The sequence below is a fragment of the Sphingomonas yabuuchiae genome, from assembly GCF_001477495.1.
In the GTDB taxonomy this organism is placed as follows: Bacteria; Pseudomonadota; Alphaproteobacteria; order Sphingomonadales; family Sphingomonadaceae; genus Sphingomonas; species Sphingomonas yabuuchiae_A.
In genome coordinates, this window is record NZ_LDTF01000036.1 from 40,848 (window position 1) to 67,174 (window position 26,327).

The window sequence follows — 26,327 nt, forward strand, 5'->3', positions numbered from 1 at the left end:
GGCGAACGTGGGCAGACTCCCGAAAGGGCTAAGTCATTGAGCAGCCAAGACGATAAGCCTCCACCCATCCGCAAGATAATCCACGTCGATCAGGATGCCTTCTATGCCTCGGTAGAGCAGCGCGACGATCCGGCGTTGCGTGGGCGCCCGCTTGCCGTGGGCGGATCGCGCGCAAGGGGAGTCGTCGCGGCGGCGAGTTACGAGGCCCGAACGTTCGGCGTTCGCTCGGCCATGCCCTCAGTGACGGCATTACGAAAATGCCCGGACCTGGTGTTCGTGCCACCACGGTTCGACGTCTATCGCGAGGTCTCGCAACAGATCCGCGCGATCTTCGCGCGCTATACCGAACTGATCGAACCGCTGTCGCTCGACGAAGCCTATCTCGACGTCACGGAAGACCGTGCTTCCCTGGGGTCGGCCACCGCCATCGCCAATGCCATTCGCGAGGCGATCCGTGCCGAGACGGGGCTGACCGCCTCCGCAGGGGTCAGCTACAACAAATTCATCGCCAAGCTCGCATCGGACCAGAACAAGCCCGACGGCATATGCATCATCCCGCCGACGCACGGTGCGACCTTTGTCGCGGGATTGCCGGTGAAGCGATTCCATGGGGTCGGTCCGGTCACGGCCCGTAAAATGGAGGCGCTGGGTATCCTGACCGGACAGGATCTGCGCGACCGACCGTTGGATTTCCTGCAACGCCATTTCGGCAGTTACGCCGACTATCTCTATGGCGCCGCGCGCGGCATCGACCATCGACCGGTCCGTGCACATCGCATCGCCAAGTCGGTCGGGGCCGAGCGTACCTTCGAGTCCGACCTGTCTGATCGCGACGGCTTGCGAACCGCGCTGGAGCGGGTGCTCGACGCCGCCTGGACCCGGATCGAACGAAGCGGCGTCGCGGGTCGGACGGTGACCCTGAAGGTACGGCACAGTGACTTTCGGACCATCACACGGGCCCGCTCGGCCCATCGCCCGATCCGTGACCGCGCCGAGTTCCTTGCGGTCGGGCTCGATCTGTTGGACCAGCAATTGCCGGTGACGCTCGGGGTCCGTCTGCTCGGACTGACGCTGTCCGGCCTTTGCGGTGACGATGATGGCGTACCGTCCGGTCCGACCCAGGCGGAGTTGCCGCTGTGACGGACGATCAGGCCGCCCGTTCGACCCGACGCTCCCCCACCCCGTCCGCATCGAGCGTCAGGATCGCCACCGCGCCGGTGCCCCGACCCGCGCTGCGCAGTTCGAGTGTCCCGCCCATTCCCGCCATGGAATTTGCGCACCAGTGGAGGCCGAGCCCGCCGGACTTTTCGGTCCGTGTCGAATAGCCCGGCTGGAACAACCGCGTCGCCTGGGCGGGCTCGAACCCCTCGCCGTCATCGATGATGCGGACAGATTGCCGCCCGTCATGCGGCTTTGGAATGTCGACGGTGATCGCGCCATGATCGCGCCCCGTCGCGACGATCGCCTCGACCGCGTTGGAGAGAAGGTTGCCGATCACCTGGCTCAGGATCACCCGGTTCGCCATGACGCTGGCCGGATGCGCCGGGAAGGCAAAGCTGATCGATACGGCATGGGCATAACGTGCGATCGTCGCGTTGCGCGCCACGATCTCGCTGACGTCGCAGCTTTCGCGGGCGGGCCGCTCGTGCGCCCGGGCCTGTTGCGCGCCGATGATCTCGAGCGTCTGGCGCATGGCATCGCGTCCCACCTCCAATTGCCGCCGGACCTCGGTGCGGGCCAGCGCTTCCGCGTCGAATGCGGCGGACAGGAAGGTGACCAGCTTGGCGCGTCTTTCCGGCCCGACATCGCCTTGCGCCAGTTCGGCAAGCGCCCGATCGAGCAGGTCGCGCCGGGTGCTGTCGTGTTGCCCAACCCCGTGGCTGAGGATCGTCGCCAGGGGCGCCAGGGCGTTGCGGACATTGTGCAGGACCGCGACGGCGCTTTCCGAACGGCCGAGTGCGAAGCTCTGGATTGCGTTGCGTTCGCGCAAATCCTTCAACTGGCTGAGCATCGCGTTGAAGTTACGGCCGAGCGATCCGAATTCCTCGCACTGGCTTTGATCATCCTCGAACGGCAGCAGCGCGCCCGATGCCTGGACCCGCTGCATATGCCGCTCGACGCGGTCGAGCGGAACGAGGACGAACCGCCCAAGCGCACGGCGCAGCATGAGCAGGAGCAGCACCAGCAAAAGGATCGACGCCGCCGCCGCCAACAGCAGAACGCGGCGGCCGAGCAGCACGACCTCGCGTGAGACCCGGAACCGGGCCGAGGCGACGGGCCGCCCGTCAGGTCCATCGACCGGAACGGCGATATCGATGAATTGCGCACCGCGGGTGGTCGCCGCATTGCTGGAAAAAGTCCCGATGGAAAGGTCCACCGACCGCCCGAGCAGGCCAGACAGATTGCGCCCTGTCAAACGCCGCGCCACGGCGACATGGATATTGCCGCGCGGACTGTCCGCTATGCCGATGGCCAGAAGGTTTTTCCCGACGGGCAGATAGAAGCGCTTCGAGCGTCCCGCGTTCACGAGATGCTCGAAATCCAGGCGATCCAGCGCCGCTTCGACCTGACGTGCCTCCTTGGTCAAAGGTCCCTGAATGCTGCCGCTCTCACCGGCCACACGCCGGTACACGATGCCTTGGGCCGGCCCAGTCGACACGATGCCATGGGAGGCGATGGCACCGGACTGTTCGCGTGCGGCAATCTCGCTTATCGCCGCGAAGTCCGACAACACCGTCTGGGCGCGACTGCGATAGCCTTCCGTCGCCCGCGCCTCCAGTTCGGCAAAGCCCGGCGAGATGACCAGCGTCAGCAGGACGGCCAGCGCCAGGGCTCCGCCGATCCCGGTCAGGGTCAGAAGCGACACCATGGTCTCACGAAGCGACCGTGGCCGTCGTCCGCGTCCATTCCACCGGCGCATGACGGTTCGCCTTCTCAGCGCACCGCGCCTGCCATGACGGCAGCCGCCGTCTGAGCCTCGCCGGGAAGCGTCAGGAATTTCCGTTCGGCCAGTTTGCGCGCTTCCGTCGCCGCAACGGGTTTGGAGAAGAGATAACCCTGGAGATGGCTGGCCCCCGCGACACGTAGCGCCTGCGCCTGGGACTCCGTCTCGACGCCTTCAGCAATCACGCCCAGGCCCAGCGCCCGACCGAGATGGATGATGGAATGGACGATCGCCGCGGACTCGCGCTCGCGCCCCATGCCGTCTATGAAGCTGCGGTCGATCTTCAGGCAGTCCAGCGCAAATTTGCGGATATTGTAGAGGCTGGAATAGCCTGTGCCGAAATCGTCGAGCGCGATACGAAAGCCCAGTGCCCGCAGTTCGCAAAGGGTCTGCGCGGCATGTTCCGCATCGTCGAAGATGGCCGTTTCGGTAATCTCGATCTGGACCCGCTGGGGCTCCACGCCCGCCCGCCGGACGCTCTCCATCACATGCCCGACGAAATGCGAGCGGCGGAACTGGATCGGGCTGAAATTCACCGAAACATATTGCCCCGGCCAATGCTGCAGCTCGGCCAGAGCATGGTCGAGAATCCAGTCGCCCAGATCATGGATCAGGGTGCTTTCCTCAGCCAGCGGGATAAAGACGGCCGGGCTGATCGCCCCGCGTTCGGGCGTACTCCAGCGGACCAGCGCCTCGAATCCGACAATGTCCAGGCTGCTTCTGGCGACAATCGGCTGATAGGCCAGGCTCAGTTCGTCGCGGGCGATGGCCTGGCTCAGGCCCGCCTCGATCTCGCGGCGGACGCGAATGCCTTCGTCCATGCTGGCATCGAACACCCGGACCGTGCCGCGCCCCGAACGCTTGGCTTCGTTCAGCGCCATGTCGGCCTGCCGGACGAGATCGGTGGGGTCCCGTTCCCCGCCCGGCTGACACATCACCAATCCGCACGATGCGCCGCAGCGGACCGCATGGCCCAGCACGTTGAAGGTCGAGGCACAGGCCAAGACGATCCGGTCACACGCGACGACGGCTAGATCGATGTCTTCGGCGTCGAAGAAGATGCCGAACTCGTCGCCGCCCAGCCGGGCGAGCATCGCGCCCTCGGGCATGTTGGCCTGGATGGCCGTGCAAACCTCGCGGATCAATTCATCTCCGGCGAGATGACCGAGCGTGTCGTTGACCAGCTTGAAGCGATCGAGATCGAGCATGGCGGTAACGAACCGACCGTCCCGACGCCCCCGCTCGGTCAGGCCACGCAGGAAGGCGACCCGGTTGGGCGCATCGGTCAGGGCATCGTGCATGGCGATATGCATCGCCCGGCTTTCATTCGCCTCCAGTTCGGCGGTCTTTTCCTCCAGCGTCGCAACCTGTGTGGCCAGCAAGGCGCGGGCGGCGGCCAGTTCGCGATCATTGTCCCAGCGGTGGCACAGGGCATGCGCCATCTGCTGGACTTCGATTACCTCGAACGGTTTGGCGATGTAGAAGATCTTGTCGGCCGGACCCGCCACTTTGCCGATCTCGGCGGGGGTGAAATCGGAATAGCCCGTGACGATGACGATATGGATATCGGGGTCGAGGGCCCTAATACGCCGTGCGGTTTCGCGACCGTCGATCCCCGGCGGCATCCGTATGTCGATGAACGCGACCGCGAAAGGCGATCCGTCCGCCTTGGCTCGCTCGACCGCGGCAACCGCCTCCAGGCCTTGGTGGCAATGATGCCGATCGAGCAGGAGGTCGTCTTCATCCTCGCTGGCTACCTCTCCGAACAGTTCGGTCGCCATCGCGTCCAGCGTAACGTTCCGCCCCGAGAAGCACAGTTCATAGCTCTCGTGAACAGCCGGTTCGTCGTCGACGATCAGAATACGCATCCGGCTACCACCCGTCTTCATTACTCAGCACGACGACAGACGGTAACCGGATACGCTTAATGTGACGTAAATGGTCAGTTATTCGACCGTAACGCTCTTGGCCAGATTGCGGGGCTGGTCGACATCGGTACCCTTGGCGACGGCGACATGATAGGCGAGCAGCTGCACCGGCACCGCATAGACGATCGGCGCGATCAGCGGGTGGACCTTCGGCATGGTGATGGTGGCGATGCAGCCATCGCCCGCCGCTTCGATCCCGTCATAGTCGGAGATCAGGATCACCTTGCCGCCGCGCGCCTGAACCTCCTGCATGTTCGACACCGTCTTTTCGAACAGCGGGCCGGAGGGCGCGATGACGATGACGGGGACATGCTCGTCGATCAGCGCGATGGGGCCGTGCTTCATCTCGCCCGCCGCATAACCTTCGGCATGGATGTAGCTGATTTCCTTCAGCTTCAGTGCGCCTTCGAGCGCCAGCGGATAGTCGGTGCCACGTCCCAGGTAGAGGACGTCGCGTGCGCCAGCGACGGCACCCGCCATGCCCTCGATCGCTTCGTCATAGGCCAGCGCGCCGTTAATCGCGGCGGGCGCTTCGGCCAGGTGACGAACGATCTGCTTTTCCTCGTCGGCCGACAGCCGTCCCTTGGCCTTCGCCAGATTGGCGGCGAGGGCGGCCAGCACGCTCAGCTGGCAGGTGAAGGCCTTGGTCGAGGCGACACCGATCTCCGGCCCGGCATGGGTCGGCAGCAGCAGATCGGCCTCACGTGCCATCGAACTGGTGGGCACGTTGACCACCGCCGCGATCGTCTGGCCCTCGTTCTTGGCGTGGCGAAGGGCCGCCAGCGTATCGGCGGTCTCACCCGACTGGCTGATGACGATCATCAACCCGCCCGGCTCCATGACGGGCGCGCGGTAGCGGAATTCGGACGCGACATCCAGGTCGACCGGCACGCGGGCGAATTGCTCGAACCAGTATTTGGCGACCATGCCCGCATAGAAGCTGGTGCCGCAGGCGACGATGGTCACGCGCTTGATGCCCGACAGGTCGAAGTCCGGAATGGGCAGCGCGACCTTGCCTTCCAGCCGCTGGAGATACGAGCGCAGCGTCTGAGCGACGACGATCGGCTGCTCGTAGATTTCCTTCTGCATGAAGTGGCGATGATTGCCCTTGTCGATCAGCGCGCCGGTGACGCCCGACAGGGTAATGGGCCGGTCGACGGGGGTGTTGTCACGGTCATAGACCTGAGCGCCGTCGCGTGTGCAGACCACCCAGTCGCCCTCGTCGAGATAGGCGATACGCTGGGTCAGGGGCGCCAGCGCCAGCGCATCCGACCCCAGATAGGTCTCGTCATCGCCGTAACCGACCACCAGCGGCGAGCCGAGCCGCGCGCCGATCAGCATGTCGGGCTGGTCGCGGAACAGGATGGCGAGCGCGAAGGCCCCGTGCAGCCGCGGCAGCACCTCCCGAACGGCGGCAACGGGGTCGAGACCCTGCTCCACCTTTTCGCTGACCAGATGCGCCACGACCTCGGTGTCGGTTTCGCTGGTGAACACCCGGCCGCGCCCGATCAGTTCGTCGCGCAAGGCCTTGAAATTCTCGATGATACCGTTGTGTACGACCGCGACGTGATCGGTCGCATGGGGGTGCGCGTTGTTGGTCGTCGGGCCACCATGCGTCGCCCAACGGGTATGCGCGATGCCGATGGAGCCGGGCAGCGGATGCGCCGCCAGTTCCTTGGCCAGATTGACCAGCTTGCCCGACGCGCGGCGGCGCTCGATCTCGCCCTGGTCGATCGTCGCGATGCCCGCCGAGTCATAGCCCCGATATTCCAGGCGACGCAGCCCGTCGAGCAGCCGCTCGGCCACGTCGTCTCCGCCCAGAATTCCTACGATACCGCACATAAGCTACTTACTCCCCAGCCTATTTCGCGGCCTTTTTGGCCGTCATCATGTCTCTGAAACGTTTGGCCCAACCGGCCTTGGTCTGCCGCTCGGCCCGGATGAGGGCAAGGGCATCGGGCTCCACGTCGCTCGTCAGGACCGATCCCGCCCCGACGATCGCGCCCGCACCGATCGTGACGGGCGCGACCAATGACGAGTTCGAGCCGACAAAGGCCCCATCGCCGATCACGGTTTTATACTTCAGGAAGCCGTCATAATTGCAGGTGATGGTGCCCGCGCCGATATTGGCCCCCGCGCCCACTTCGGCATCGCCCAGATAGGTCAGATGATTGGCCTTGGCGCCAGGGCCGAGCACGGCCTTCTTCATCTCGACGAAATTGCCGACCCGAGCCCCCTCGCGCACATCGGCCCCGGGACGAAGGCGCGCATAGGGGCCGATATCCGCGCCGGTGGCGACGGTCGCGCCCTCCAGATGGCTGAAGGCGTGGATGGTCACGCCGTCTGCGACATGCACCCCGGGACCGAACACCACATGCGGCTCGATCACCACATCGCGACCCAGCCGGGTATCGTGCGAGAACCAGACCGTCTCGGGGGCGATGAGCGTCGCGCCGTCAGCCATCGCACGGGCACGACGACGGATCTGCCAGTCGCCCTCGACCACCGCCAATTCCGCACGGCTGTTGACGCCCGCGACCTCGCCCGCGCCCGTTTCAATGACGGCCGAGTAACGCCCATCGGCAGCGGCCAGCATGACGATATCGGGCAGGTAATATTCGCCCGCCGCATTGTCGTTGCCGACCCGGTCAAGCAGACCGAACAAGTCCGTCGAACGGACAGCCATCAACCCGGAATTGCAGAGGGTTACGGCGCGCTCTTCAGGATCGGCATCCTTGAACTCGACCATGCGCGCGATCCGGCCGCTCTGATCGGCAATCACCCGACCATACGCCGCAGGATCGTCAGGACGGAACCCCAGCACCACCGCCGCCGGCGCATCCGCTTCGCCCAGCCGGTCGATCATCGCGCGCATCGTCCGTGTCTCGACCAGCGGAACGTCGCCGTAGAGGATCAGCACATCGCCATCAAAACCGGCCAGCGCGTCGCGCGCCTTGGCGACCGCATGACCGGTGCCAAGCTGTTCGGCCTGCAGCGCGGTGGCGACGCCGAGCGGGGCAACCGCAGCCTCAACCTGCTCGCGCCCGGCCCCCGTCACCACGACCATGCGTTCGGGCGACAACGCCTTCACGCTATCGATCAGGTGAAGCAGCATCGGCCGCCCGGCAATGGGGTGGAGGACCTTGTGAAGGTCGGACTTCATGCGGGTGCCCTTGCCCGCGGCGAGGATGATGGCGGCGATCGGTCTCGTCATGACGGTTGCGCCTGCCATGGATTTTCGGTCAAGGCCAGTCGGAGACTGCACCGGGACCGAACATGGACGTCAATTCATCGCGTGGTTTTCCCTTCGCCATCGTCGGCTTCGACCTGGACGGCACGCTGCTGGATACCAGCGGCGATCTGACCGCCGCCGTCAACCACGCACTGGGCTCGATCGGCCGTGCGCCGCTGAGCGCCGAGGCCGTCAAGCCGATGATCGGCGGCGGCGCCCGCGCGATGCTGCAGCATGGGCTGGACGCGACCGGCGGCCATGATGCCGACACGCTCGATCGGCTGCACCGCCTGCTGCTCGAATATTATGAGGCCCATCTGGCGGTACATACCGTGCCTTTTCCCGGCGCGATCGAGGCGCTGGATGCACTGGCGGCGCGCGGCGTGACGCTGGGCATCATGACCAACAAGCTGGAGCGATTTGCTCGGGCGATCCTTGACGCCCTAGACCTGACCGGCCGCTTCGCCTCGATCATCGGCGGCGATACGCTGGGCATCGCGAAGCCCTCCCCCAGGCCGATCCTGGCGCTGGTCGAGCAATGCGGAGGCGGCAGGGCGGCGTTCGTCGGCGACTCCATCTTCGATGTTCAGGCGGCGCGTGCGGCAGGGCTGCCGGTCATCGCCTGCTCCTTCGGGTTCCTCAGCCAGCCGGTCGAAGCCCTGGGGGGCGACGCGATCATCGACAGCTATGCCGAGCTTATCCCAACCCTGACGCGGCTTTCCCTTTCCGCCATTTGATCCACAAATGCCGGATGAGCATCGGCAGCGGCATTCGAATGAGGTGGGAGCGGATGTAAAAGACCGCCCGCAACGTCTTGTGCCGCTCCCGTCCCCATTCGTCGCGCGCCATCATGCGGCGTCGGTAAAGGCGATCGATCATGGTCAACCTTTGCCACCGGGGAGGAACGGTCGTGCCATAAACCGCGTGCGTCAGACGCAGTGCACGATCGACGGCGGACGAAAGGCCATGACGCGCCGCCCGCGCCTTCAGCCCCTCCATGCCCCGCTCTTCGATCAGCGCATGGATATCCCACAGATTGCGGAGCCCACCGGCCAATTCGCCATCGGCGAACAGATGCGCCGCCGCATGAACGATCATGTCCGTATGGCACAGCACCGCCAACCCGCCCTCCAGCACCTCGGCATCGACGATCAGCGCCTGCGCATCCGGTGTGGGCCTCGCCGTCAGCGGCAGGATGGTGTGATGCACATCGACCATCCGCCCCCGCTCGCCATGGACCAGCGGAGGAAGTTCGTGCATCCATTGGCGATAATAGAGATCGTCATAGGGATCGGATTTCATCCACTCCCACCCGGCATCGACCAGCAGCTTCTCGGCATGGTCGAGCAGCTTGCGTGGAAGCAGGATATCGCAGTCGCCGATGCCCCGGCCTTGCCCCGCCGCCAGCCCCGCGGCGACGAGGGCGGTGCCTTTCAGCAGGATGACCGGATGCCCCAGGGGCCGGAGTGCCAGTGCGACCCGGTTCGCCTCCCAAAGCGCCGTCCGTCGCGCTTCGTCGGCATCGATCCGCGCCTCCGCCAGCGCGCCCGCGACCAAGTCGGGCAGGGCAAGTCCCGCCAGCCGATGGGCCAGCGTTCCCGCCAGCGTCTCGGCCCTCGCAACCGCCAGCACCTCGGTCCAATGCGCTGGATCGACCGCATCAGCCCGCTCGGGGTCCCGCAGCAGCGCGACCAGCGTCTGGACCGCGCTCACAGCGCCTCCCAAAGGGCTTCGACGGCGGCGACACCGGCTTCGCCGTCGGGATAGTCCAGCGCGACCGCCGGAACCTGCGCACGCAGACGGGTCAGCGCCTGGAACCCCGACTCCCCCATCGCGACATAATTGGTCGACGCCTGGGTCAGGCGCATAAAGGTTTCGGTCGGCGCAAGGCCAGTCAGGGCAGCGGGAAAACCGAAGCGCGGGAAGATAAGCAGCGCAGGCTTCGCAGGCTGATCCATCGCCGCGATCGCGGCGGCAGGGGGCGCGACGTGGCGCACGTCACCCTTGGGCGTGCCCGTCAGCAGCGGGCCGACGCGATAGCCTTCGGGAATGAGCGATAGGCTCTCATTCTTCAGGCTGACCGGACGAGGAAAGGGATGCGCCAGGCCCGTGTCCGGATCGATCATGGCGAACTCGTCACCCAGGAAGCGCCAGCCCCGTTGCGACAGCATCAGCGCCAGCGTCGACTTGCCCGCCCCCGATACGCCGCTCATCAGGATCGCCCGATCGCCACGCGCGACCACCGCAGCATGGAGCAGCAGATGACGGCGATGGCCGAGCGCAACCTGCAGGTTCATGCCCATCTCGGCCGCCAGCAACCCCTGCGCGAGCGGCAAGGGCGACGCGTCGGCCAGCCAATAATCCCCCGCCACCCGAACGGACGGCCGCACCCAGCGCCGCCAGGGCGATATAGCCTCCAACCGAACGCTGTAATCGGCGAATGCGGGGCGCGGATAGTCGCGATACAGCGCATCCAGCGCCGCGATCAGCGCATGCCAGTCCGATCCGATCCGGAAACCGACCGGCCCGACCCGCAAGGTGATCCGATGCCTCACACCCGCTCGACCAACCCGGCCGCCTCCAGTTCGGCCAGACGAGCCTGCAGCACCGCCGAACCGTCTGCGTCAGCCAGGTCGTAAGTCTGCGCCAGTCGCGCGAGCAACGCGCCCATATCCAATGCTTCATCCGCCAGCGCCTCCAGTATCTGCGGCGCCGGTTCGTTCAGCAAATGGGTCACGCCGGAGGGGCGATGGAAAACGGCCGTGAACATATCCAGCGGCTCGACGATCAAGAGCGACGCCGCCGCCGCGCGGTAGCGCGGACCGGCCACCGGATCAGGTCCTGGGGTTCTGGACGGACAGGAAACAGGTATAGCCGCTCTGGCCGCCGCTCAGCTTCTTGATATATTTGAGATAGGCGTCGTTGGAATAATAGGTGGTGCCGGGTAGCGACATGCCCCTGTAGAGGGCATTGCGCACTTCCTCGCCGGTAAAGGGGCGTGGCGGCGGGGGATAAGGCCCGCCGAACAGCGCCCCCGCCGCGCCCAGCGGACCGGGATTGACGACATTGCCATTCCTGTCGATGTACTTCCCCGCATCGCCCGGACCGGGCACCGGAATCTGACAGTTCAGCACCGATGCCGTCGTCTGGGCCAGCGCCGGGCGGACGGCGATGACCGTGCTCGCCCCGACCGCACCCAGCATCAGCGTCCGGCGGCTGGTCACGCTGGAGGCAGGCGCATCGCCCTGCGCGTCGGGCGCAAAGGCCGATGCGGGAGCGGGATCGGAGGGCGTGTCGTCCATGACGAAGCGATCTCCCATATTCGTCGGTCCGCGACAAGAACCTGCGCAAGTGCAGTCGCTTCCCAAAACTGGAAGCCGGGTCCGTGCCGGTCCGCCGTTCAGCGGTGGAGACAGGGCGCGCGTGCGCCGCTACATCGACACGTCATGGGATTCGGCATTCGCACCTTATGGGCCATCGTCGTTGTCGTGGTGGCCGCCGCCGTCGTATTCCTGACGGCAGGCCCCGCTCCCGCCATCATCGCGCTGGTCGGCGGAATCGCGGCCGCCCTGGTCGCCAGTGAGGGCGTACCGATCGAAGCCGAGGACGACCCCGCTGCCGAGGAGGGGCATACCGGCCTTTCCCCGCTGCTCGAAGAGGCGCTGGACGCGATCGTCGAGCCGGTGCTGCTGATTGAGGGCGGACGTGTGATCCTGGCCAATCGCTCGGCACGTGGGTTGCTCGGCAAGCATATCGTCGGCGAGGATGCCCGCATCGCGATTCGCCACCCCGCCGCCGCCGAACGCCTGCTGGCCAAGGAAGGCGTGACCGACCCAGGTCATCCGATCTCGCTTGTCGGTCTCGGCTCGCTGGAACAGCGTTGGGAAATGCGCGTCGCCGATACCACCAGCGGCCAGCGTATCGTCCACCTGATCGAGCAGACGGCGCATGACGCCGCCGAGCGGATGCGCGTCGATTTCGTGGCCAATGCCAGCCACGAACTGCGCACCCCCCTCGCCTCCATCCTGGGGTTCATCGAAACCCTGGGCGATGAAGCGGGCGAGGACGCTGAAATCCGCGCACGCTTCCTGAAGGTGATGTTCGACGAGGCACGGCGGATGCAGCGGCTGGTCGAGGACCTGATCTCGCTCAGCCGGATCGAGGCGGACAAATATCGCCAGCCCGCCCAGCCCGTCGACATGGCCGAACTGGTCGACCATGTCTGGGAGGAATTCCTCGACTCCGGCGCGCCACGCGCCGACGACATCGCTTGCGAACTTGGTGAAGACCTGCCGCCGATCGCCGGGGACCGGGCGCAATTGTCGCAAATGCTGCACAATCTGATCGGCAATGCGATGAAATATGGAAAGGCGGAGACGCCGGTGCGCGTCAGACTGGATCGCGACGGCGCCATGCTGCGCCTGAGCGTAGCCGACCGGGGCGAAGGCATCGCCGCCAGCCATCTACCGCGCCTGACCGAACGTTTCTACCGCGTCGACTCGGGGCGTAGCCGCAGCATCGGCGGTACGGGCTTGGGCCTCGCCATCGTGAAGCACATCGTCGAGCGGCATCGCGGCAAGCTGGAAATCGCCAGCGAGGTCGGCGTGGGCACGACCGTAACCGTGCGCCTGCCCGTGCTGAAGGCACCGGAAAAGAACGCTTTCGAGGGCGCTGTCACAAAACCACAATAAAAATGTCACACGGGAGTATGGCGAGCGTGGCAGCGCCGGTTCGCACCCGTTCCGGTGTTTCCAAGGATCTCGATGCGTCTGCCCTGCCTTCTCGCCGCGATGTTCGCGCTGGCGGCCTGCCACGATCAGGCCAATGGCGGCGGCGCGGGCGTGCGGGAGCAGATCACCGCTGTCGGCTCGTCGACCGTCTATCCCTTCACCACGATCATCGCCGAGCGTTTCGTCGCGGCCGATCCCGATGCCAAGGCGCCGGTCATCGAGTCGACGGGTACGGGCGCGGGCATGAAGCTGTTCTGTGCGGGGATCGGGGCGGGTCATCCTGATCTGGAAGACGCGTCACGCCGCATGAAGGTCAGCGAATTTCGCGACTGCGCGGCGCACGGCGCGGGCGAACTGCTGGAAATCCAGGTCGGGATCGACGGCATCGCCTTTGCCGAATCCAAGCGCGGGCCTCACATGGCACTGACCACGGTCGACATCTACCGTGCACTGGCGGCGCATCCCGGTGGCAGGCCCAACGCCGCGCGCACCTGGGCCGACGTCAATCCGGCGCTGCCTGCCATTCCGATCCAGGTCTATGGCCCGCCCGCGACCAGCGGCACGCGCGACGCTCTCGCCGAACTGATCCTGGCCAAGGGCTGCGATGCGGTCGAACCGGGCGCCCCTGCGCTGGCGGCCCGTGATCCCGAGGCGCATCGCCTGTTCTGCGAGCGCGTCCGCGAGGACGGCGCCTATATCGATGCGGGCGAGAACGACAATCTCATCGTCCAGAAGCTCCAGGCCAATCCCGACGCGCTGGGTGTCTTCGGCTATTCCTATCTCGAGGAGAATCGCCAGACGGTCGACGGGGTGACGATCAATGGCGTCAAGCCGACCTATGACGCCATCGCCGCGGACCGTTACCCGGGATCGCGCCCCCTCTATGTCTATGCCAAGAAGGCGCATCTCGACGCCATTCCGGGGCTTCGCGCTTTCCTGCGGCTTTATGCCGACAACTGGGGCAAGGGTGGGCCACTGGTGCGCCGGGGTCTGATCGCCTCGCCGGAGGCTGTCCAGGCCCGGTCGCGCGCCATCATCGCCCGCGAGATCACGCTCGATCCGGCGAGCCTGCCGTCGTGAACGGCGTCGTTCTTCTGATCCTGACGGTCGGGCTGGGCATCATCGCCTGGGCCTCGACACGGATGCATGCGCTCGGCTTCCGACGCCGCGTGGGAACGCGTGCCAGTTCGCTGCCCCATCATTATGGATGGTATGTCGCGCTGTGGACGGCAGCGCCGCCGCTGATCTTCCTCGCCATCTGGGCCGCGACGTCCCCCGCGCTCGTCACCGACATGGTGGTCCACACGCCAGCCGCCGTGCAGCTTCCCCCGCCCGGTTTCGAGCGGGCGGCCATCCTCTCGGAGGCACGATCGCTCGCGGCGGGACAGGCGCATGGCGCCTTCCATGCGCTGTCACGAACGCTTGCCCCCGCCTATGACGCCGCCCAGACCCGGATCGACTGGATCGCCACGGCGATCGTCCTGCTGCTGGCACTGGCGGGCGGCGCCTATGCCTATCTCCACATTCGTCCGGACTTCTCGGCACGCACCCGGATCGAGCGCGTCGTGCTCGGGCTTCTGCTGGGCGCGTCGCTGATCGCGATCCTGACCACCGCCGGGATCGTCGCCTCCCTGCTATATGAGGCCGGGCGCTTTTTCTCGGTGGTGCCGGTCACCGATTTCCTGCTTGGGACGCATTGGAGCCCCCAGTCGATCGACCCGCGCAATCCGGGCGCGTCGCTGGGTGCGGTGCCTTTGTTCTGGGGCACCTTCTTCATCGGGGCGGTGATCGCCATGGCGGTCGCCATCCCGTTCGGGCTCATGAGCGCCATCTATCTGACCCAATATGCCGCGCCGCGCGCGCGCCGGATCATGAAGCCGGTCCTGGAGGTGCTCGCGGGTATCCCGACCGTCGTCTATGGCTATTTCGCCGCGCTGACCGTCGCCCCCGCCGTCCGCCAATTCGCGGTTTCGATCGGCATCCATTGGGCGTCGTCCGAGAGCGCCCTGGCGGCGGGGCTGGTCATGGGAGTGATGATCATCCCCTTCGTCTCGTCCATGGCCGATGACAGCCTGGCCGCCGTGCCCAGCTCGATGCGGGACGGCAGCCTGGCGATGGGGGCCACGCCGTCCGAGACGATCACCCGCGTCATGCTGCCCGCCGCGCTGCCCGGCGTGGTCGGCGGCGTCCTGCTGGCGGTCAGCCGCGCGATCGGCGAGACGATGATCGTCGTCATGGCCGCCAGCGGCGTCGCCACGCTGACCGCCAACCCCTTTGCCAGCACGACGACGGTCACACGCCAGATCGTCGACCTCCTGACCGGAGAGGCCGAGTTCGACAGCCCCAAGACGCTGGCGGCCTTTGCCCTCGGCCTGACGCTCTTCCTCATCACGCTGCTGCTCAACATCGTCGCGCTGAACGTGGTGAAGCGGTATCGGGAAACCTATGAATAATCCGCCCTCCCAGCCTCTGGCCACGGGGTGGAGCAGCCCCGCCATGGCCCGTCGCCTGCGTCGGCGCTATGCCGCCGAGCGTCGCTTCCGGCGGCTGGGCGCGGCGGCCGTCGCCTTGTCCGCAGCGTTCCTCGCATTCCTGCTGATCACCATGTTGGCGCAGGGGATACGCGGCTTCACCGAGACGCGGGTGGCCATGCCGGTGAACCTCGCCGCTGCCGAATTGCCGATCGAACCTGCCCGCCTGAAGGCGCGCGGGGCCGATCTGGCGCTGGCCGGAGCCGGGCTGGAGGATGCGGTGAATAGTGCCGCGACGACCACCTTCGGCTCGATGGGGACGGACCTTCTGTCGCCCGGCGCCTGGATCGTCGTGCGCGACGCGATCAAGGCCGACCCTGGCCTGCTTCATCGCACCACCCGCTTCGAACTGCCGATCGCCAGCCGCTACGACGTGGCCGCCAAGGGTGTCGGGACACCCGAGGCCGAGCGCGTCGTCGCAGGGTTGCAGGCGCGCGGTGTCCTGTCGACGGGTTGGGACATGGGCTTCCTGTCCGACGCCGATGCCACCGACCCGACGCGGGTCGGTATCTGGGGCGCGGCGAAGGGCTCTCTGCTGACGATGGTCGTCACGCTGGCGCTGGCCTTCCCCATCGGCGTTCTGGCCGCCCTCTATCTCGAAGAAATCGCACCCAAGAACCGCTGGACCGACATGATCGAGGTTTCGATCAACAATCTGGCGGCGGTCCCCTCGATCATCTTCGGGCTTTTGGGATTGGCGGTGTTCCTCGGTACTTTCGGCCTGCCGCGCTCCGCCCCGCTGGTCGGCGGCCTGACGCTCGCGCTGATGACCATGCCGGTCATCGTCATCGCGGGGCGCAACGCGATCAAGGCGGTTCCGCCGTCGATCCGCGATGCGGCACTGGCGGTGGGTGCTTCGCGGGTGCAGGTGATCTTTCACCATGTCCTGCCACTCGCCTTGCCCGGCATCCTGACCGGCACGATCATCGGCATGGCACGTGCGCTAGGCGAGACCGCGCCGCTGCTGATGATCGGCATGCGCGCCTTCATCGCCGCGCCGCCACGCGGGCTGACCGATCCGGCGACTGTCCTACCGGTCCAGATTTTCCTGTGGTCGGATCAGGTCGACCGGGGCTTCATCGAAAAGACGTCGGCCGCGATCATTGTCCTGCTCGTCTTCCTGCTCGCGATGAACGGGCTGGCTATCTATCTCCGCAATCGGTTCGAGACACGCTGGTGAATACCCCGAAGATAACCGCGCGCAACGTCAGCGTGTCCTATGCCGAAAAGCAGGCGATCCATGACATCTCGATCGATGTCGACATGGATCACGTCATCGCGTTCATCGGCCCGTCGGGCTGCGGGAAATCGACCTTCCTGCGGACGCTCAACCGCATGAACGACACCATCCCCTCGGCGCTGGTCTCGGGTGACGTGCGCTTGGACGGGCAGGACATCTATGCGCCCGAAATGGACGTGGTGCAGCTGCGCGCGCGCGTCGGCATGGTGTTCCAGAAGCCCAACCCTTTCCCCAAGTCGATCTATGAAAACGTCGCCTATGGGCCGCGCATCCACGGCTTGGCGACCTCGCGATGCGAGATGGACGCCATCGTCGAGCGCTCGCTGACCCGGGCGGGCCTGTGGAACGAGGTCAAGGATCGCCTGTCGGAAAGCGGCACCGCACTATCGGGCGGCCAGCAGCAGCGGCTGTGCATCGCCCGTGCCATCGCCGTCGATCCCGAAGTCATCCTGATGGACGAGCCGTGCAGCGCACTCGATCCGATCGCGACCGCGCGTATCGAGGAGCTGATCCACGACCTGCGCGGCCGCTACGCCATCGCGATCGTCACCCACAATATGCAGCAGGCCGCCCGCGTCTCGCAGCGTACCGCCTTTTTCCACCTTGGCACTTTGGTCGAGTACGGCAAGACGTCCGACATCTTCACGAACCCGAAGGAAGAACGGACGAAGGACTATATTACCGGCCGTTACGGCTGAGGACGAGGATCATGGACCACACCGTAAAAGCCTTTGACAACGATATCGGCCGCCTGCGCGGGCTGATCAGCCAGATGGGCGGATTGGCCGAGGAGGCGATCGCCAATGCCATCAAGGCGCTGCAACGCTCCGACCTGGAACTGGCGCGCAAGGTGCGCGAGGACGACAAGGCGATCGATCTGATCGAGGCGGAGGTCGAGCGGCTGGCGGTGCGGACGATCGCGCTCCGGGCGCCGATGGCGAACGATCTGCGCGAGGTGGTCGCGGCGCTCAAGATCGCCAGCGTCGTCGAGCGTATCGGCGACTATGCCAAGAACATCGCCAAGCGCGTTCCGATGATCGAGAGCGAGGACCGGATCGAACCCGTCTCGATCCTGCCCGCCATGGCCAAGATCGCGTCCGCAATGGTGCATGACGTGCTCGACGCCTTTGCCGCGCGCGATGCCGAGGCGGCGATCCGGGTCCGCGACAGCGATAACGCGCTCGACGATTTCTACGATTCCATCTTCCGCACGCTCGTCACCCATATGGTCGAGAATCCCAAGACGATCGGACAGGTCGCGCACCTGCTGTTCATCGCCAAGAATCTCGAACGGATCGGTGACCATGCGACCAACGTCGCGGAAATGGTCTATTTCGCCGCCACCGGTACCCAGATGGGTGAGCGGGACCGCGGCGGCACATGGCCTTCTTGAGGGAACAGGCACGATGGCACGGGTAAAGATGTTGCTGGTCGAGGACGACGCCGCGCTGGCGGAACTGCTCGTCTTCCATTTCAAGCGCGAAGATTTCGACGTCACCCATACGGTCGACGGCGAGGAGGCGCTGCTGCTGGCGCGGGAGAGCACGCCCGACATCGTCCTGCTCGACTGGATGGTCGAGGGGATTTCGGGGATCGAGGTCTGCCGCCGCCTGCGTCGCTCGGCCGAGACTGCGAACGTGCCGATCATCATGCTGACCGCGCGTGGCGAGGAAGAAGACCGGGTGCGCGGGCTGGAGACGGGCGCGGACGATTACGTCACCAAGCCCTTCTCCCCGCGCGAACTGGTCGCACGTGTCGGCGCGGTGCTGCGCCGCGTCCGTCCCGCCCTCGCAGGCGAGGCGCTGACCTATGCCGATATCGAGATGGACACGGTCGGCCACAAGGTTCGTCGCGCGGGCGAAGTCGTCTCGCTCGGGCCGACCGAATTCCGCCTGCTCAAGCATTTCCTGGAGCATCCCGGCTGGGTCTTCTCGCGTGAGCGGCTGCTCGATGCGGTGTGGGGGCATGATTCGGATATCGAGAGCCGGACGGTCGATGTGCATATCCGTCGCCTGCGCAAGGCGATCAACATCGGCGACCGCCCCGACATCATCCGGACCGTGCGTTCGGCGGGCTATTCGCTCGACGCGGGGGGCTGAGCCAAGCCTCTGAAATTCCTGTTAGGATCGGGTCGCAGGCGAAACGATGGAGCCAAGTGCGGCATGGGACGTTCTGCCCCACGCGCTAACGCACTTGCGCTTCTGAACAGGAGATTCGCATGAAGCTCGTTTTTCTGGCCGCCACCGCACTGATGGCGGCGCCCGCTATCGCCCAGCAGACCCAGACCGACACCACCGCCCAGGCGGGGATGCAGGCTGGCGCGTCGGCCCAAACCGACACGACCACGACGCAGACCCAAACCGACACGTCCGGTTCGATGCAGGCCAATGCCGCCGCCACCGCCGGTACGATGACCGCCGGTGGCTATCAGCCCGCCCAGCCGCCGATGGCATCGCAGCCCGCACCCGGTGCGCCGGTCGTATTCCAGCAGGCGCCCAGCCCGTCGCAGGCCTATCCGGCCCCGGCGCCGCTGAAGAGCTATCCGATATGCAAGAAAGGTCAGTATGACCAATGCCGTCAGCGTGGCGGCAAATAAACAGCCCATCACCCGGCTGTGAAAATGGCGCCGGTTCCCAACATGGGGGCCGGCGCTTTTCCTTGGGGAGCGGTTATTCCTCGACCAGTTTCATCAGTCGCCGCTCGACCGGGGCCAGAACCGGACCCAGTTCATGCCCGCGCTTCAGTACCGCCCCGCCCTCGCCGATCAGTGCCCACATGCCTTGCCGGTTGCGTAGCGCGGGACGCTTCTCGATTCGGAATTCGGGACGCTCGGCCGCGCGGCGAAAGGCGGAGAAGATCGCCGCATCGCGTCCCATATCCATCGCGTAGTCGCGCCAGTGCCCGGCGGCGACCATCCGGCCATAGAGGTCGAGGATACGGGTCAGCTCCGCGCGGTCGAACCCCACCTGCCCCGCCGCCTTGGGAAAGGGTACGACCCCCATCAGGCCCGGTCGCGCTCTTCGCCCTGCTCGGCCAGCACCGCGTCCAGCCGCCGCCGCATCGTCTCCAGCTCGCAACGGAGCATTTCGATCTTCTGGGTCTGGGGATCGAACATCTCGGAACACGGCGTGCCGTAGGGAACGAAGCGCTTCTCCGGCGCCGCCCCGCCCTCGACGATCGTCGGGCGAGCCGGAATGCCGACCATCACCGCCCCCTCGGGCACGTCGCGGGTGACCACCGCGTTCGCGCCGACCCGCGCGCGCGGACCGACGATGATCGGACCCAGTACCTGCGCGCCGGATCCTACGATGGCGCCGTCCATCAGGGTCGGATGCCGCTTGCCCGCCACGCCATTGTCCGGGCTGGTGCCGCCCAGGGTCACGCACTGATAGATGGTGACGTCGTCACCGATCTCCGCCGTCTCGCCGATGACGACGAAGCCGTGGTCGATGAAGAAGTTGCGGCCGATCTTGGCACCGGGGTGAATATCGATCGCGGTCAGGAAGCGGGTGAAGTGATTGACCAGCCGCGCGAGGAAGAAGGCTCGCGACTTATACAGCCGATGCGCGACCCGGTGCCCGGCCAGCGCCCAGACGCCGGGGTACAGCAAAATCTCCGCACGCGAATGCGGAGCGGGATCGCGAGCCCGGATCGAATCGAGATAAGCGGCCAATCGGCTCGGCATGAGCATGTCCCCAGATGCGATACGCGCATTTAGGCATAGGCCCGGCCAAAATCCAGATCGACCCATTCTCGCTTGGGTTCGGGCAAACTCTATCGCGGTTGCAGCGTTGCCTGCGAAACGGCATGGCCGCCGGTCATAAAGCACAGGAGACATGATGGACCCGACCAGTACCGAACTGATCCACATCCTGCCGTTCGTGGCCGTGGGATTTGCCGCGCAGGTGGTCGACGGTGCGCTGGGCATGGCCTTCGGGGTGATCTCCAACACGCTGCTGATCAGCCTGGGCGTTCCGCCTGCCGCCGCATCGGCGGGCGTGCACAGCGTCGAGACCTTCACCACTGCCGTCTCCGGGATCAGCCATGCGGTACATCGCAACGTCAACTGGCGGCTATTCCTGCGACTGATGATCCCCGGCGTGATCGGCGGCGCGCTGGGCGCCTATGTGCTGTCCAACATTGATGCGGCCGTGGTGAAGCCCTTCATCCTGGCCTATCTGACCGGCATCGGCGTCTATCTGCTGATCCGCGCCTGGCGACACAAGGCGGCGACCCGCGAGCCCAAGATCGTCGAGCCCCTGGGTTTCCTCGGCGGCTTTCTGGACGCAGCGGGCGGCGGCGGCTGGGGGCCGGTCGTGACGTCGAACCTGCTGGCCCAGGGCGCCGCGCCTCGCACCACCATCGGCACGGTCAATACGGCCGAATTCTTCCTGACGGCGACCATCTCGGCAACGTTCATCACGCAGCTTGGCTGGGGCGCTTTTACCATGGCGACGGTCGGGCTGCTGATCGGCGGCATTTGCGCGGCGCCGTTCGGCGCGATGCTGGCGAAGCGGGTTCCGGCGCGGACCCTGTTGACGCTGGTCGGGGTGATCCTGACGCTCACCAGCCTGTGGGGGCTCTATCAGGCAATCAAGGGATAACTCCTCCCCGGCACGGGGAGGTGGCAGGCCACAGGCCTGGCGGACGGGGGCTTCCGCAAGGTACGTCCTTAGCGGGGAGCCCCCTCCACCATGCTGCGCATGGTCCCCCTCCCCGTGCCGGGGAGAACTCCGATTACGCTACCGCCGAGTGGACGGTGGCCACCGCCTGCATCACCGCCGCGATGCGGACGGCGGTCTGGATGACCTCCGCCGACGCACCGGCCTTCTTTAGCACCGCCTCATGCGCATCAATGCACATGCCGCAGCCGTTGATCGCCGACACCGCCAGGCTGAACAGCTCGAAATCGATCTTGTCGATACCCGGTGCGCCGATCACGTTCATGCGCAGCTTGGCGGGCATGTTGCGATATTCCTGGTTCCCGGCCAGATGGGTGAAGCGGTAATAGACGTTGTTCATCGCCATCACCGCCGCCGCCGCGCGCGCCGCATTGGCGGCTTCGGGCGACAGCTTGGGGGCGCATTCCGCCTCGGCGGCTTCGACCAGCGGCTTGTGGCCGGTGCCATGCGCGCAGGCGAGCAGCAGGCCGTACTTGCGCTGATCGTTCAGCACCGGCTCGTTGAGCAGCGAGCCGACGTTCAGGCGGATGTCCTTGGCGAAGTCGGGCAGCTGCCCGGCAAATTCCTTGAGTGACATGAAGGGGATTGCTCCAGATAAACGACGCCCCAGTCCGGACCGCCGATCCGCGATGGACCAGCGACCCTCGCCGGGGCGTCGGAAATGTTGGGTCCGGGGACGTCAACGCCCCCGGACGACGGGATTACTCGGCCGCGAGCTGGAGGACGTCGTCGCCCTTGTTCCAGTTGCACGGGCACAGCTCGTCGGTCTGCAGCGCGTCGAGGACACGCAGCGTCTCGGCCGGGTTGCGGCCGACGTTCAGGCCGTTGATCGTCACGTGCTGGATGACATTGTCGGGATCGATGATGAAGGTCGCGCGATACGCGACATGCTCATTCTTGTCGACGATACCCAGCGCGTCAGCCAGGACGCGGCCATTGTCCGCGATCCAGGGGAAGTCGGCCGCGGCCAGATCCGGGTCCGACTTGCGCCACGCCAGGTGGACGTGCGCGGTGTCTGTCGACGCGCCGATCAGCACGGCGTCGCGGTCCTCGAAGTCGCCCTTCAGCTCGGAATAGCCCACGATCTCGGTCGGGCACACGAAGGTGAAGTCCTTCGGCCAGTAGAACAGGACCTTCCACTTGCCCTCATAGGAGGTGTCGCTGATCGTCTCGCCGGCGGGCAGCGCGTTGGTGCCCTGCTGGACGGGAACGGTGAATGCGGGGAGCTTGTCTCCAACGGTCAACATGGCAATCTGCCTCCTTCTTTGAAAATTCGGCTCCAGCCATCCTCTCGCCACGTCGGCGGTTGGCCCGCCTGTATTCGTTGCAGCGACGGATATGGGGACTGGCGCCTTTGATCCAACAAGCTATTTGTCACATCGCAATCGACTGAGACGATCAATGGCCGCGACCTACCTACCGACCTTGAAACAGTTACAATATCTCGTGGCCCTGCAGGACCATGGCCATTTCGGCCGGGCGGCGGATGCGTGTTTCGTGACGCAATCCACGCTGTCAGCGGGCCTGCGCGAACTGGAAACGCTGATCGGTGTGACGCTGGTCGAGCGGACGCGGCGTGTCGTGCGCTTCACGCCGCTGGGCGAGCGGATCGCCGACAAGGCCCGCCGCGTCCTGCGCGAGGCGGACGAGCTGGGCGACATGGCCCGCGCCGCCGGACGGCCATTGTCGGGCGAGATGCGCATGTCGGTGATCCCGACCATCGCCCCTTTCATGCTGCCGCGCATCCTGCCCCGTCTGCGGCGCGACTTTCCCGACCTGAAGCTGTTCCTGCGCGAGGAGCCCAGCGGCCCGGCGTGCGAGCGTCTGCACAACGGACGAACCGATTGCGTGCTGCTCGCCCTCCCCTATGCCTGTGGCGAGGTGACGGCCGAGCCCTTGTTCGACGACCGGCTGTTCGTCGCCTTCCCGACCGACGAGGATGTGACGCCGCCCGCCGCCTTTCCGGCCTCTGCGATCGACGAGGCGCGGCTGCTGCTGCTGGAGGACGGGCATTGCCTGAAGGACCATGCGCTGGCCGCCTGCAACCGGCCCGAACTGCGCGCCGAGGCGACGATGCTGGGCACGTCGCTCCACACCATCGTCCAGATGGTCGACAATGGCCTGGGCATGACGATGCTGCCGGAAATGGCGCTGCGCTCAGGGATTCTGGATAATACCCAGATCACCGCGCGTCCGCTCGACGCCGAGAATGCCGTGCGCAAGATCGCGCTGGTCTGGCGTCGGGCCAGTCCGCGCGAGAAGGACTTTCGTTTGCTGGCACAGGTGCTCGCGGAAGCAGCGTGACGTGCAACCAGGACCGCGCCTTGCGCGTCCCTTTCGATATCATCCCATCTACAGGAGATTTCGCCCATGACCCATAATGCACGGCGGCTGGTGGCCGTTTTGCCGCTCATCGCCATGATCGGACTGGGCGGCTGCGGACGCGGGCGGGATCAGCGGGAAGCCCCTGCGGCTCCGTCCAGCGCTCCGGTCGTAGCAACCCCGGCGGCGCCACAGCCGGACCAGCCGATGGTACCGACCCGCACTATCCTCGACAATGCGACGGCCACGCCTTCGCTTTCTTCGCTGGTCGCCGCGATCCGTGCCTCGGGGCTGGCGACGACGCTCGCAGGCCCCGGCCCCTATACGCTGTTCGCGCCGTCGAACGAAGCCTTCGCGCGACTGGCGCCCGGCGTGCAGGAGCAGCTGTTGCAGCCTGCGAACCGGGATTCGCTGGTCAAGCTGATCCGCTTCCATATGGTGCCCGGCGTCGTCGGCATCGCCGACCTGCAACAACAGATCGCCGCCGGTGGCGGGACCGCCAAGCTGCTGACCGTCCAGGGCGAATGGCTGACCGTCAGCATGACCCAGTCGGTCATCACGCTGACCGACAGCGGCGGCAACAAGAGCTATATCGAGGCGGGTGACATGACCCAGGCCAACGGGGTCATCCACATCGTCAACGGCGTTTTGGTGCCAAAACTGGATTAAGTGCGTTACTCCCATCAGGTCGGCCGTTTCGCTTGAGGAACGGCTGCCCTGCCCTTCACCATGCGGCGCGATGCGACCCCGCTCCGTCGCCAGAAGAACGGGAGTATGCTTTTCATGTTCAAGACTTTTGCCATTCTCGTGTCCGCCACCGCCCTGACCGGCGCGGGTGCTGCCATGGCGCAGACAGTGCCGCAGACGACCCCGATGCAGCCCGCTCCTGCCCAGACGGCCCCCGCCGCCCCGGGGCAGGCTGCCCCTTCGGCACCGGCGACTGCGATGCCCGCCGCGACCGGCACCATCGTTCAGGTGCTGGCCGCGACGCCGGATCGCAGCACGCTGGCGCGTCTGGTCACGACGGCGGGCCTGACCACCGATCTGTCCGGCCCCGGCCCCTTCACCGTCTTCGCGCCGAGCAATGAGGCCTTCAGCCGTATGCCCCCGGGCGCGCTCGATACGCTCAGCAAACCGGAGAACAAGGCCACGCTGGCGACGATCCTGAAATATCACGTCGTCCCGGGCAAGGTGACCGCCGACCAGTTGAAGGCGCAGATCACGGCCGGCAATGGCACCGCGACGCTGACGACGCTCGCCGGTCAGCCGCTGACCGCGCAGCTTGGCCCCAACGGCAATGTCATGCTGACCGACGTGAACGGCCAGAAGGCTTATGTCGACAAGGCCGACGTCCAGGCGACCAACGGCATCGTGCACCTGACCAACGGCATCAACGTGCCGAAGATCGGCTAAACCGCCCGCTAGCCGAGACGGAAAAGGCGAGGCTTCGGCCTCGCCTTTTTTATGAGGTCCAGCGCTCGGCGGCCGCCGTGTCGCTGTCACGCGCCTCGACCCAGCGGGCATCTTGTCCGCGCGTCTCACGCTTCCAGAAAGGCGCGTCGGTCTTCAACCGGTCGATCAGATAGGCACAGGCGTCGAGCGCGTCGCGGCGATGCGGGGCCGCCGCCAGGACCAGTACGATCCGCTCGCCCGGCCGCATCGGGCCGACGCGGTGGACGATCGTCGCGGCCTGAAGCGACCAGCGCTCCGCCGCCTCACGAGCGATCCGATCCAGGGCCGCCTCGGTCGCGCCGGGATAATGTTCGAGTTCGAGACAATCGACCCCATCATCGGCGCGAACCAGCCCGCAAAAGCTCGCCACGGCACCGACATTCTGCCCCTCGATCCGCGCCATCTCTTCGGCAAGATCGATCGGGGCGACCGATACCAGAATCCGGATCATCCGCCCGTCACCGGCGGAAAGATCGCGACCTCGCGGGCATTGCCGATGACCGCATCGAGGCCGACGAAATTCTGGTCGACCGCCGCGCGCAGCCGCTCTGGTTCGGCCATCGCCTCGGCATAGCCGCCACCACGCGTCGCCAGCCATGCGACCAGATCGACGACCGTCACGACCTTCTCGGGCAGCGTCACCGTCTCTTCGGCCTGTCCGATCCGCTCCCGGACCCAGGCGAAATACAGGATCGTCAGCGTCATCAGCTATCCATATGCTTAAGGCCGACGCGCAGATAGTCCCAGCCCGTGACGAGCGTCAGCACCGCCGCGGCCCAGAGCGCCGCCAGCGCCGCCACATGCATCCACGGCCAACCGGGCAGCGCACCGCCCAGGATCAAACCGCCGAGCGCGATCAGTTGCAACGTGGTCTTCCACTTGGCCAGTCGCGAGACGGGCACCGACACCTGCAACTGCGCCAGGAACTCGCGCAGCCCCGACACCGCGATCTCGCGAAGCAGGATGACGAGGCCGGCGACGGCGCTCAGGCCGCTCAACACCTGTACCGCGACCAAGACCAGGATGACCGAGGCGACCATGATCTTGTCGGCGATCGGATCGAGAAAGACGCCCAGCTTCGACACCGCCCCCTGCGCGCGAGCCAGATAACCGTCGAAATAGTCGGTGATGCCCATCAGGCAGTACAGCGCAAAGGCGATGCCGTAGCCCAATGCCCAGTCGGGCTGCCACAACAGCCCCGCGAGCAGCGGCACGGCCAGGATTCGCGAGAGCGTCAACAGGTTGGGCAGCGTCAGCATGCCGCCT

29 protein-coding genes are annotated in these 26,327 nt (G+C 66.1%); 14 read left to right on the top strand and 15 right to left on the bottom strand.

The genetic code is table 11. The features are described from left to right. Window positions 1–36: 36 nt before the first annotated feature. The gene (dinB, locus tag NS355_RS08165) at window positions 37–1,140 is read left to right on the top strand and encodes a DNA polymerase IV (RefSeq protein ID WP_058745255.1); all 1,104 of its coding nucleotides are present in this window, start codon (window positions 37–39) and stop codon (window positions 1,138–1,140) included. A 7-nt stretch (window positions 1,141–1,147) separates the two neighbouring features. Here the strand turns inward: dinB and NS355_RS08170 are convergent, their stop codons facing one another. From NS355_RS08170 to glmU, 4 genes are all read right to left on the bottom strand, one after another. Continuing rightward, entirely contained in the window at window positions 1,148–2,866 is a 1,719-nt protein-coding gene (locus tag NS355_RS08170) for an ATP-binding protein (protein ID WP_430727001.1), read from the bottom strand. 68 nt (window positions 2,867–2,934) lie between these two features. Beyond that, window positions 2,935–4,812 (bottom strand): putative bifunctional diguanylate cyclase/phosphodiesterase, encoded by a 1,878-nt coding sequence (locus NS355_RS08175; RefSeq protein WP_058745287.1) that lies wholly within the window; start codon window positions 4,810–4,812, stop codon window positions 2,935–2,937. A gap of 78 nt (window positions 4,813–4,890) precedes the next feature. Further along, on the bottom strand, window positions 4,891–6,714 hold the full coding sequence (gene glmS, locus NS355_RS08180; protein WP_058745257.1) for a glutamine--fructose-6-phosphate transaminase (isomerizing): 1,824 nt from the start codon (window positions 6,712–6,714) through the stop codon (window positions 4,891–4,893). A 19-nt stretch (window positions 6,715–6,733) separates the two neighbouring features. Beyond that, a complete protein-coding gene (gene glmU / locus NS355_RS08185) occupies window positions 6,734–8,086 on the bottom strand; it encodes a bifunctional UDP-N-acetylglucosamine diphosphorylase/glucosamine-1-phosphate N-acetyltransferase GlmU (protein ID WP_058745258.1) in 1,353 nt (450 codons plus the stop codon). Window positions 8,087–8,148: 62 nt separating this feature from the next. On the opposite strand from glmU, the gene NS355_RS08190 reads away from it, so the two are divergent. Further along, on the top strand, window positions 8,149–8,841 hold the full coding sequence (locus NS355_RS08190) for an HAD-IA family hydrolase (protein ID WP_058745288.1): 693 nt from the start codon (window positions 8,149–8,151) through the stop codon (window positions 8,839–8,841). Here NS355_RS08190 and NS355_RS08195 read toward each other — a convergent pair. The 4 genes from NS355_RS08195 to NS355_RS08210 are packed head-to-tail and all read right to left on the bottom strand — an operon-like array spanning window position 8,801 to window position 11,406. Beyond that, window positions 8,801–9,817 carry a nucleotidyltransferase domain-containing protein gene (locus tag NS355_RS08195; RefSeq protein WP_244489601.1) on the bottom strand — a complete coding sequence of 339 codons (1,017 nt, stop codon included), beginning with the start codon at window positions 9,815–9,817 and terminating at the stop codon, window positions 8,801–8,803. The genes NS355_RS08190 and NS355_RS08195 overlap by 41 nt on opposite strands. Continuing rightward, window positions 9,814–10,659, bottom strand: a complete 846-nt coding sequence (locus NS355_RS08200) for an HprK-related kinase A (RefSeq protein WP_058745259.1) — start codon at window positions 10,657–10,659, stop codon at window positions 9,814–9,816. The genes NS355_RS08195 and NS355_RS08200 overlap by 4 nt, the downstream gene beginning before the upstream one ends. Further along, window positions 10,656–10,934: an HPr-rel-A system PqqD family peptide chaperone gene (locus NS355_RS08205; protein ID WP_058745260.1), complete on the bottom strand. Its 279-nt coding sequence runs from the start codon at window positions 10,932–10,934 to the stop codon at window positions 10,656–10,658. The genes NS355_RS08200 and NS355_RS08205 overlap by 4 nt, the downstream gene beginning before the upstream one ends. A 4-nt stretch (window positions 10,935–10,938) precedes the next feature. Beyond that, entirely contained in the window at window positions 10,939–11,406 is a 468-nt protein-coding gene (locus tag NS355_RS08210; protein ID WP_058745290.1) for a hypothetical protein, read from the bottom strand. A gap of 144 nt (window positions 11,407–11,550) precedes the next feature. On the opposite strand from NS355_RS08210, the gene NS355_RS08215 reads away from it, so the two are divergent. From NS355_RS08215 to NS355_RS08250, 8 genes are all read left to right on the top strand, one after another. Then, window positions 11,551–12,795, top strand: a complete 1,245-nt coding sequence (locus NS355_RS08215) for a sensor histidine kinase (RefSeq protein ID WP_058745261.1) — start codon at window positions 11,551–11,553, stop codon at window positions 12,793–12,795. Between the two features lie 72 nt (window positions 12,796–12,867). Then, a complete protein-coding gene (locus NS355_RS08220; protein WP_058745262.1) occupies window positions 12,868–13,914 on the top strand; it encodes a substrate-binding domain-containing protein in 1,047 nt (348 codons plus the stop codon). Further along, window positions 13,911–15,287, top strand: a complete 1,377-nt coding sequence (gene pstC, locus NS355_RS08225) for a phosphate ABC transporter permease subunit PstC (protein WP_058745263.1) — start codon at window positions 13,911–13,913, stop codon at window positions 15,285–15,287. The genes NS355_RS08220 and pstC overlap by 4 nt, the downstream gene beginning before the upstream one ends. 43 nt (window positions 15,288–15,330) lie before the next feature. Further along, entirely contained in the window at window positions 15,331–16,545 is a 1,215-nt protein-coding gene (gene pstA / locus NS355_RS19300; protein WP_244489602.1) for a phosphate ABC transporter permease PstA, read from the top strand. Continuing rightward, window positions 16,539–17,303, top strand: coding sequence for a phosphate ABC transporter ATP-binding protein PstB (gene pstB, locus NS355_RS08235; RefSeq protein WP_058745291.1), 765 nt, complete (start codon window positions 16,539–16,541; stop codon window positions 17,301–17,303). Before pstA ends, pstB begins: the two co-directional genes overlap by 7 nt. An 8-nt stretch (window positions 17,304–17,311) precedes the next feature. Further along, window positions 17,312–17,998 (top strand): phosphate signaling complex protein PhoU, encoded by a 687-nt coding sequence (gene phoU / locus NS355_RS08240; protein ID WP_042488972.1) that lies wholly within the window; start codon window positions 17,312–17,314, stop codon window positions 17,996–17,998. A gap of 13 nt (window positions 17,999–18,011) precedes the next feature. Beyond that, on the top strand, window positions 18,012–18,704 hold the full coding sequence (gene phoB / locus NS355_RS08245; protein ID WP_042488715.1) for a phosphate regulon transcriptional regulator PhoB: 693 nt from the start codon (window positions 18,012–18,014) through the stop codon (window positions 18,702–18,704). A 119-nt stretch (window positions 18,705–18,823) separates the two neighbouring features. Then, window positions 18,824–19,201 (top strand): hypothetical protein, encoded by a 378-nt coding sequence (locus NS355_RS08250; protein WP_058745265.1) that lies wholly within the window; start codon window positions 18,824–18,826, stop codon window positions 19,199–19,201. 73 nt (window positions 19,202–19,274) lie between these two features. On the opposite strand, the gene NS355_RS08255 is transcribed toward NS355_RS08250, so the two are convergent. Both NS355_RS08255 and epsC read right to left on the bottom strand, forming a co-directional pair. After that, window positions 19,275–19,607, bottom strand: a complete 333-nt coding sequence (locus NS355_RS08255; RefSeq protein ID WP_056434966.1) for a DUF2794 domain-containing protein — start codon at window positions 19,605–19,607, stop codon at window positions 19,275–19,277. Then, the gene (epsC, locus tag NS355_RS08260) at window positions 19,607–20,290 is read right to left on the bottom strand and encodes a serine O-acetyltransferase EpsC (protein ID WP_058745292.1); all 684 of its coding nucleotides are present in this window, start codon (window positions 20,288–20,290) and stop codon (window positions 19,607–19,609) included. Before epsC ends, NS355_RS08255 begins: the two co-directional genes overlap by 1 nt. A 154-nt stretch (window positions 20,291–20,444) precedes the next feature. On the opposite strand from epsC, the gene NS355_RS08265 reads away from it, so the two are divergent. Continuing rightward, on the top strand, window positions 20,445–21,209 hold the full coding sequence (locus NS355_RS08265) for a sulfite exporter TauE/SafE family protein (protein ID WP_153008138.1): 765 nt from the start codon (window positions 20,445–20,447) through the stop codon (window positions 21,207–21,209). Between the two features lie 133 nt (window positions 21,210–21,342). Here the strand turns inward: NS355_RS08265 and NS355_RS08270 are convergent, their stop codons facing one another. Beyond that, the gene (locus tag NS355_RS08270; protein ID WP_058745267.1) at window positions 21,343–21,864 is read right to left on the bottom strand and encodes a carboxymuconolactone decarboxylase family protein; all 522 of its coding nucleotides are present in this window, start codon (window positions 21,862–21,864) and stop codon (window positions 21,343–21,345) included. A gap of 124 nt (window positions 21,865–21,988) precedes the next feature. Then, a complete protein-coding gene (locus NS355_RS08275) occupies window positions 21,989–22,534 on the bottom strand; it encodes a peroxiredoxin (RefSeq protein WP_042488670.1) in 546 nt (181 codons plus the stop codon). 154 nt (window positions 22,535–22,688) lie between these two features. Between NS355_RS08275 and NS355_RS08280 the strand changes: the two genes are divergently transcribed. The 3 genes from NS355_RS08280 to NS355_RS08290 all read left to right on the top strand — a co-directional run bounded on the left by NS355_RS08280 (window position 22,689) and on the right by NS355_RS08290 (window position 25,022). Then, window positions 22,689–23,591 carry a hydrogen peroxide-inducible genes activator gene (locus NS355_RS08280; protein WP_056434969.1) on the top strand — a complete coding sequence of 301 codons (903 nt, stop codon included), beginning with the start codon at window positions 22,689–22,691 and terminating at the stop codon, window positions 23,589–23,591. 66 nt (window positions 23,592–23,657) lie between these two features. Beyond that, the gene (locus NS355_RS08285; protein WP_244489604.1) at window positions 23,658–24,278 is read left to right on the top strand and encodes a fasciclin domain-containing protein; all 621 of its coding nucleotides are present in this window, start codon (window positions 23,658–23,660) and stop codon (window positions 24,276–24,278) included. Window positions 24,279–24,392: 114 nt separating this feature from the next. Next, on the top strand, window positions 24,393–25,022 hold the full coding sequence (locus NS355_RS08290; RefSeq protein ID WP_058745294.1) for a fasciclin domain-containing protein: 630 nt from the start codon (window positions 24,393–24,395) through the stop codon (window positions 25,020–25,022). Window positions 25,023–25,071: 49 nt separating this feature from the next. On the opposite strand, the gene NS355_RS08295 is transcribed toward NS355_RS08290, so the two are convergent. From NS355_RS08295 to pgsA, 3 genes are read right to left on the bottom strand one after another with little or no spacing between them, the layout of a single operon-like run. After that, window positions 25,072–25,512, bottom strand: coding sequence for a molybdenum cofactor biosynthesis protein MoaE (locus tag NS355_RS08295; protein ID WP_058745268.1), 441 nt, complete (start codon window positions 25,510–25,512; stop codon window positions 25,072–25,074). Then, window positions 25,509–25,766, bottom strand: a complete 258-nt coding sequence (gene moaD / locus NS355_RS08300; protein ID WP_058745269.1) for a molybdopterin converting factor subunit 1 — start codon at window positions 25,764–25,766, stop codon at window positions 25,509–25,511. The genes NS355_RS08295 and moaD overlap by 4 nt, the downstream gene beginning before the upstream one ends. Then, window positions 25,766–26,320, bottom strand: a complete 555-nt coding sequence (gene pgsA / locus NS355_RS08305) for a CDP-diacylglycerol--glycerol-3-phosphate 3-phosphatidyltransferase (RefSeq protein ID WP_058745270.1) — start codon at window positions 26,318–26,320, stop codon at window positions 25,766–25,768. The genes moaD and pgsA overlap by 1 nt, the downstream gene beginning before the upstream one ends. Window positions 26,321–26,327: the final 7 nt, after the last annotated feature.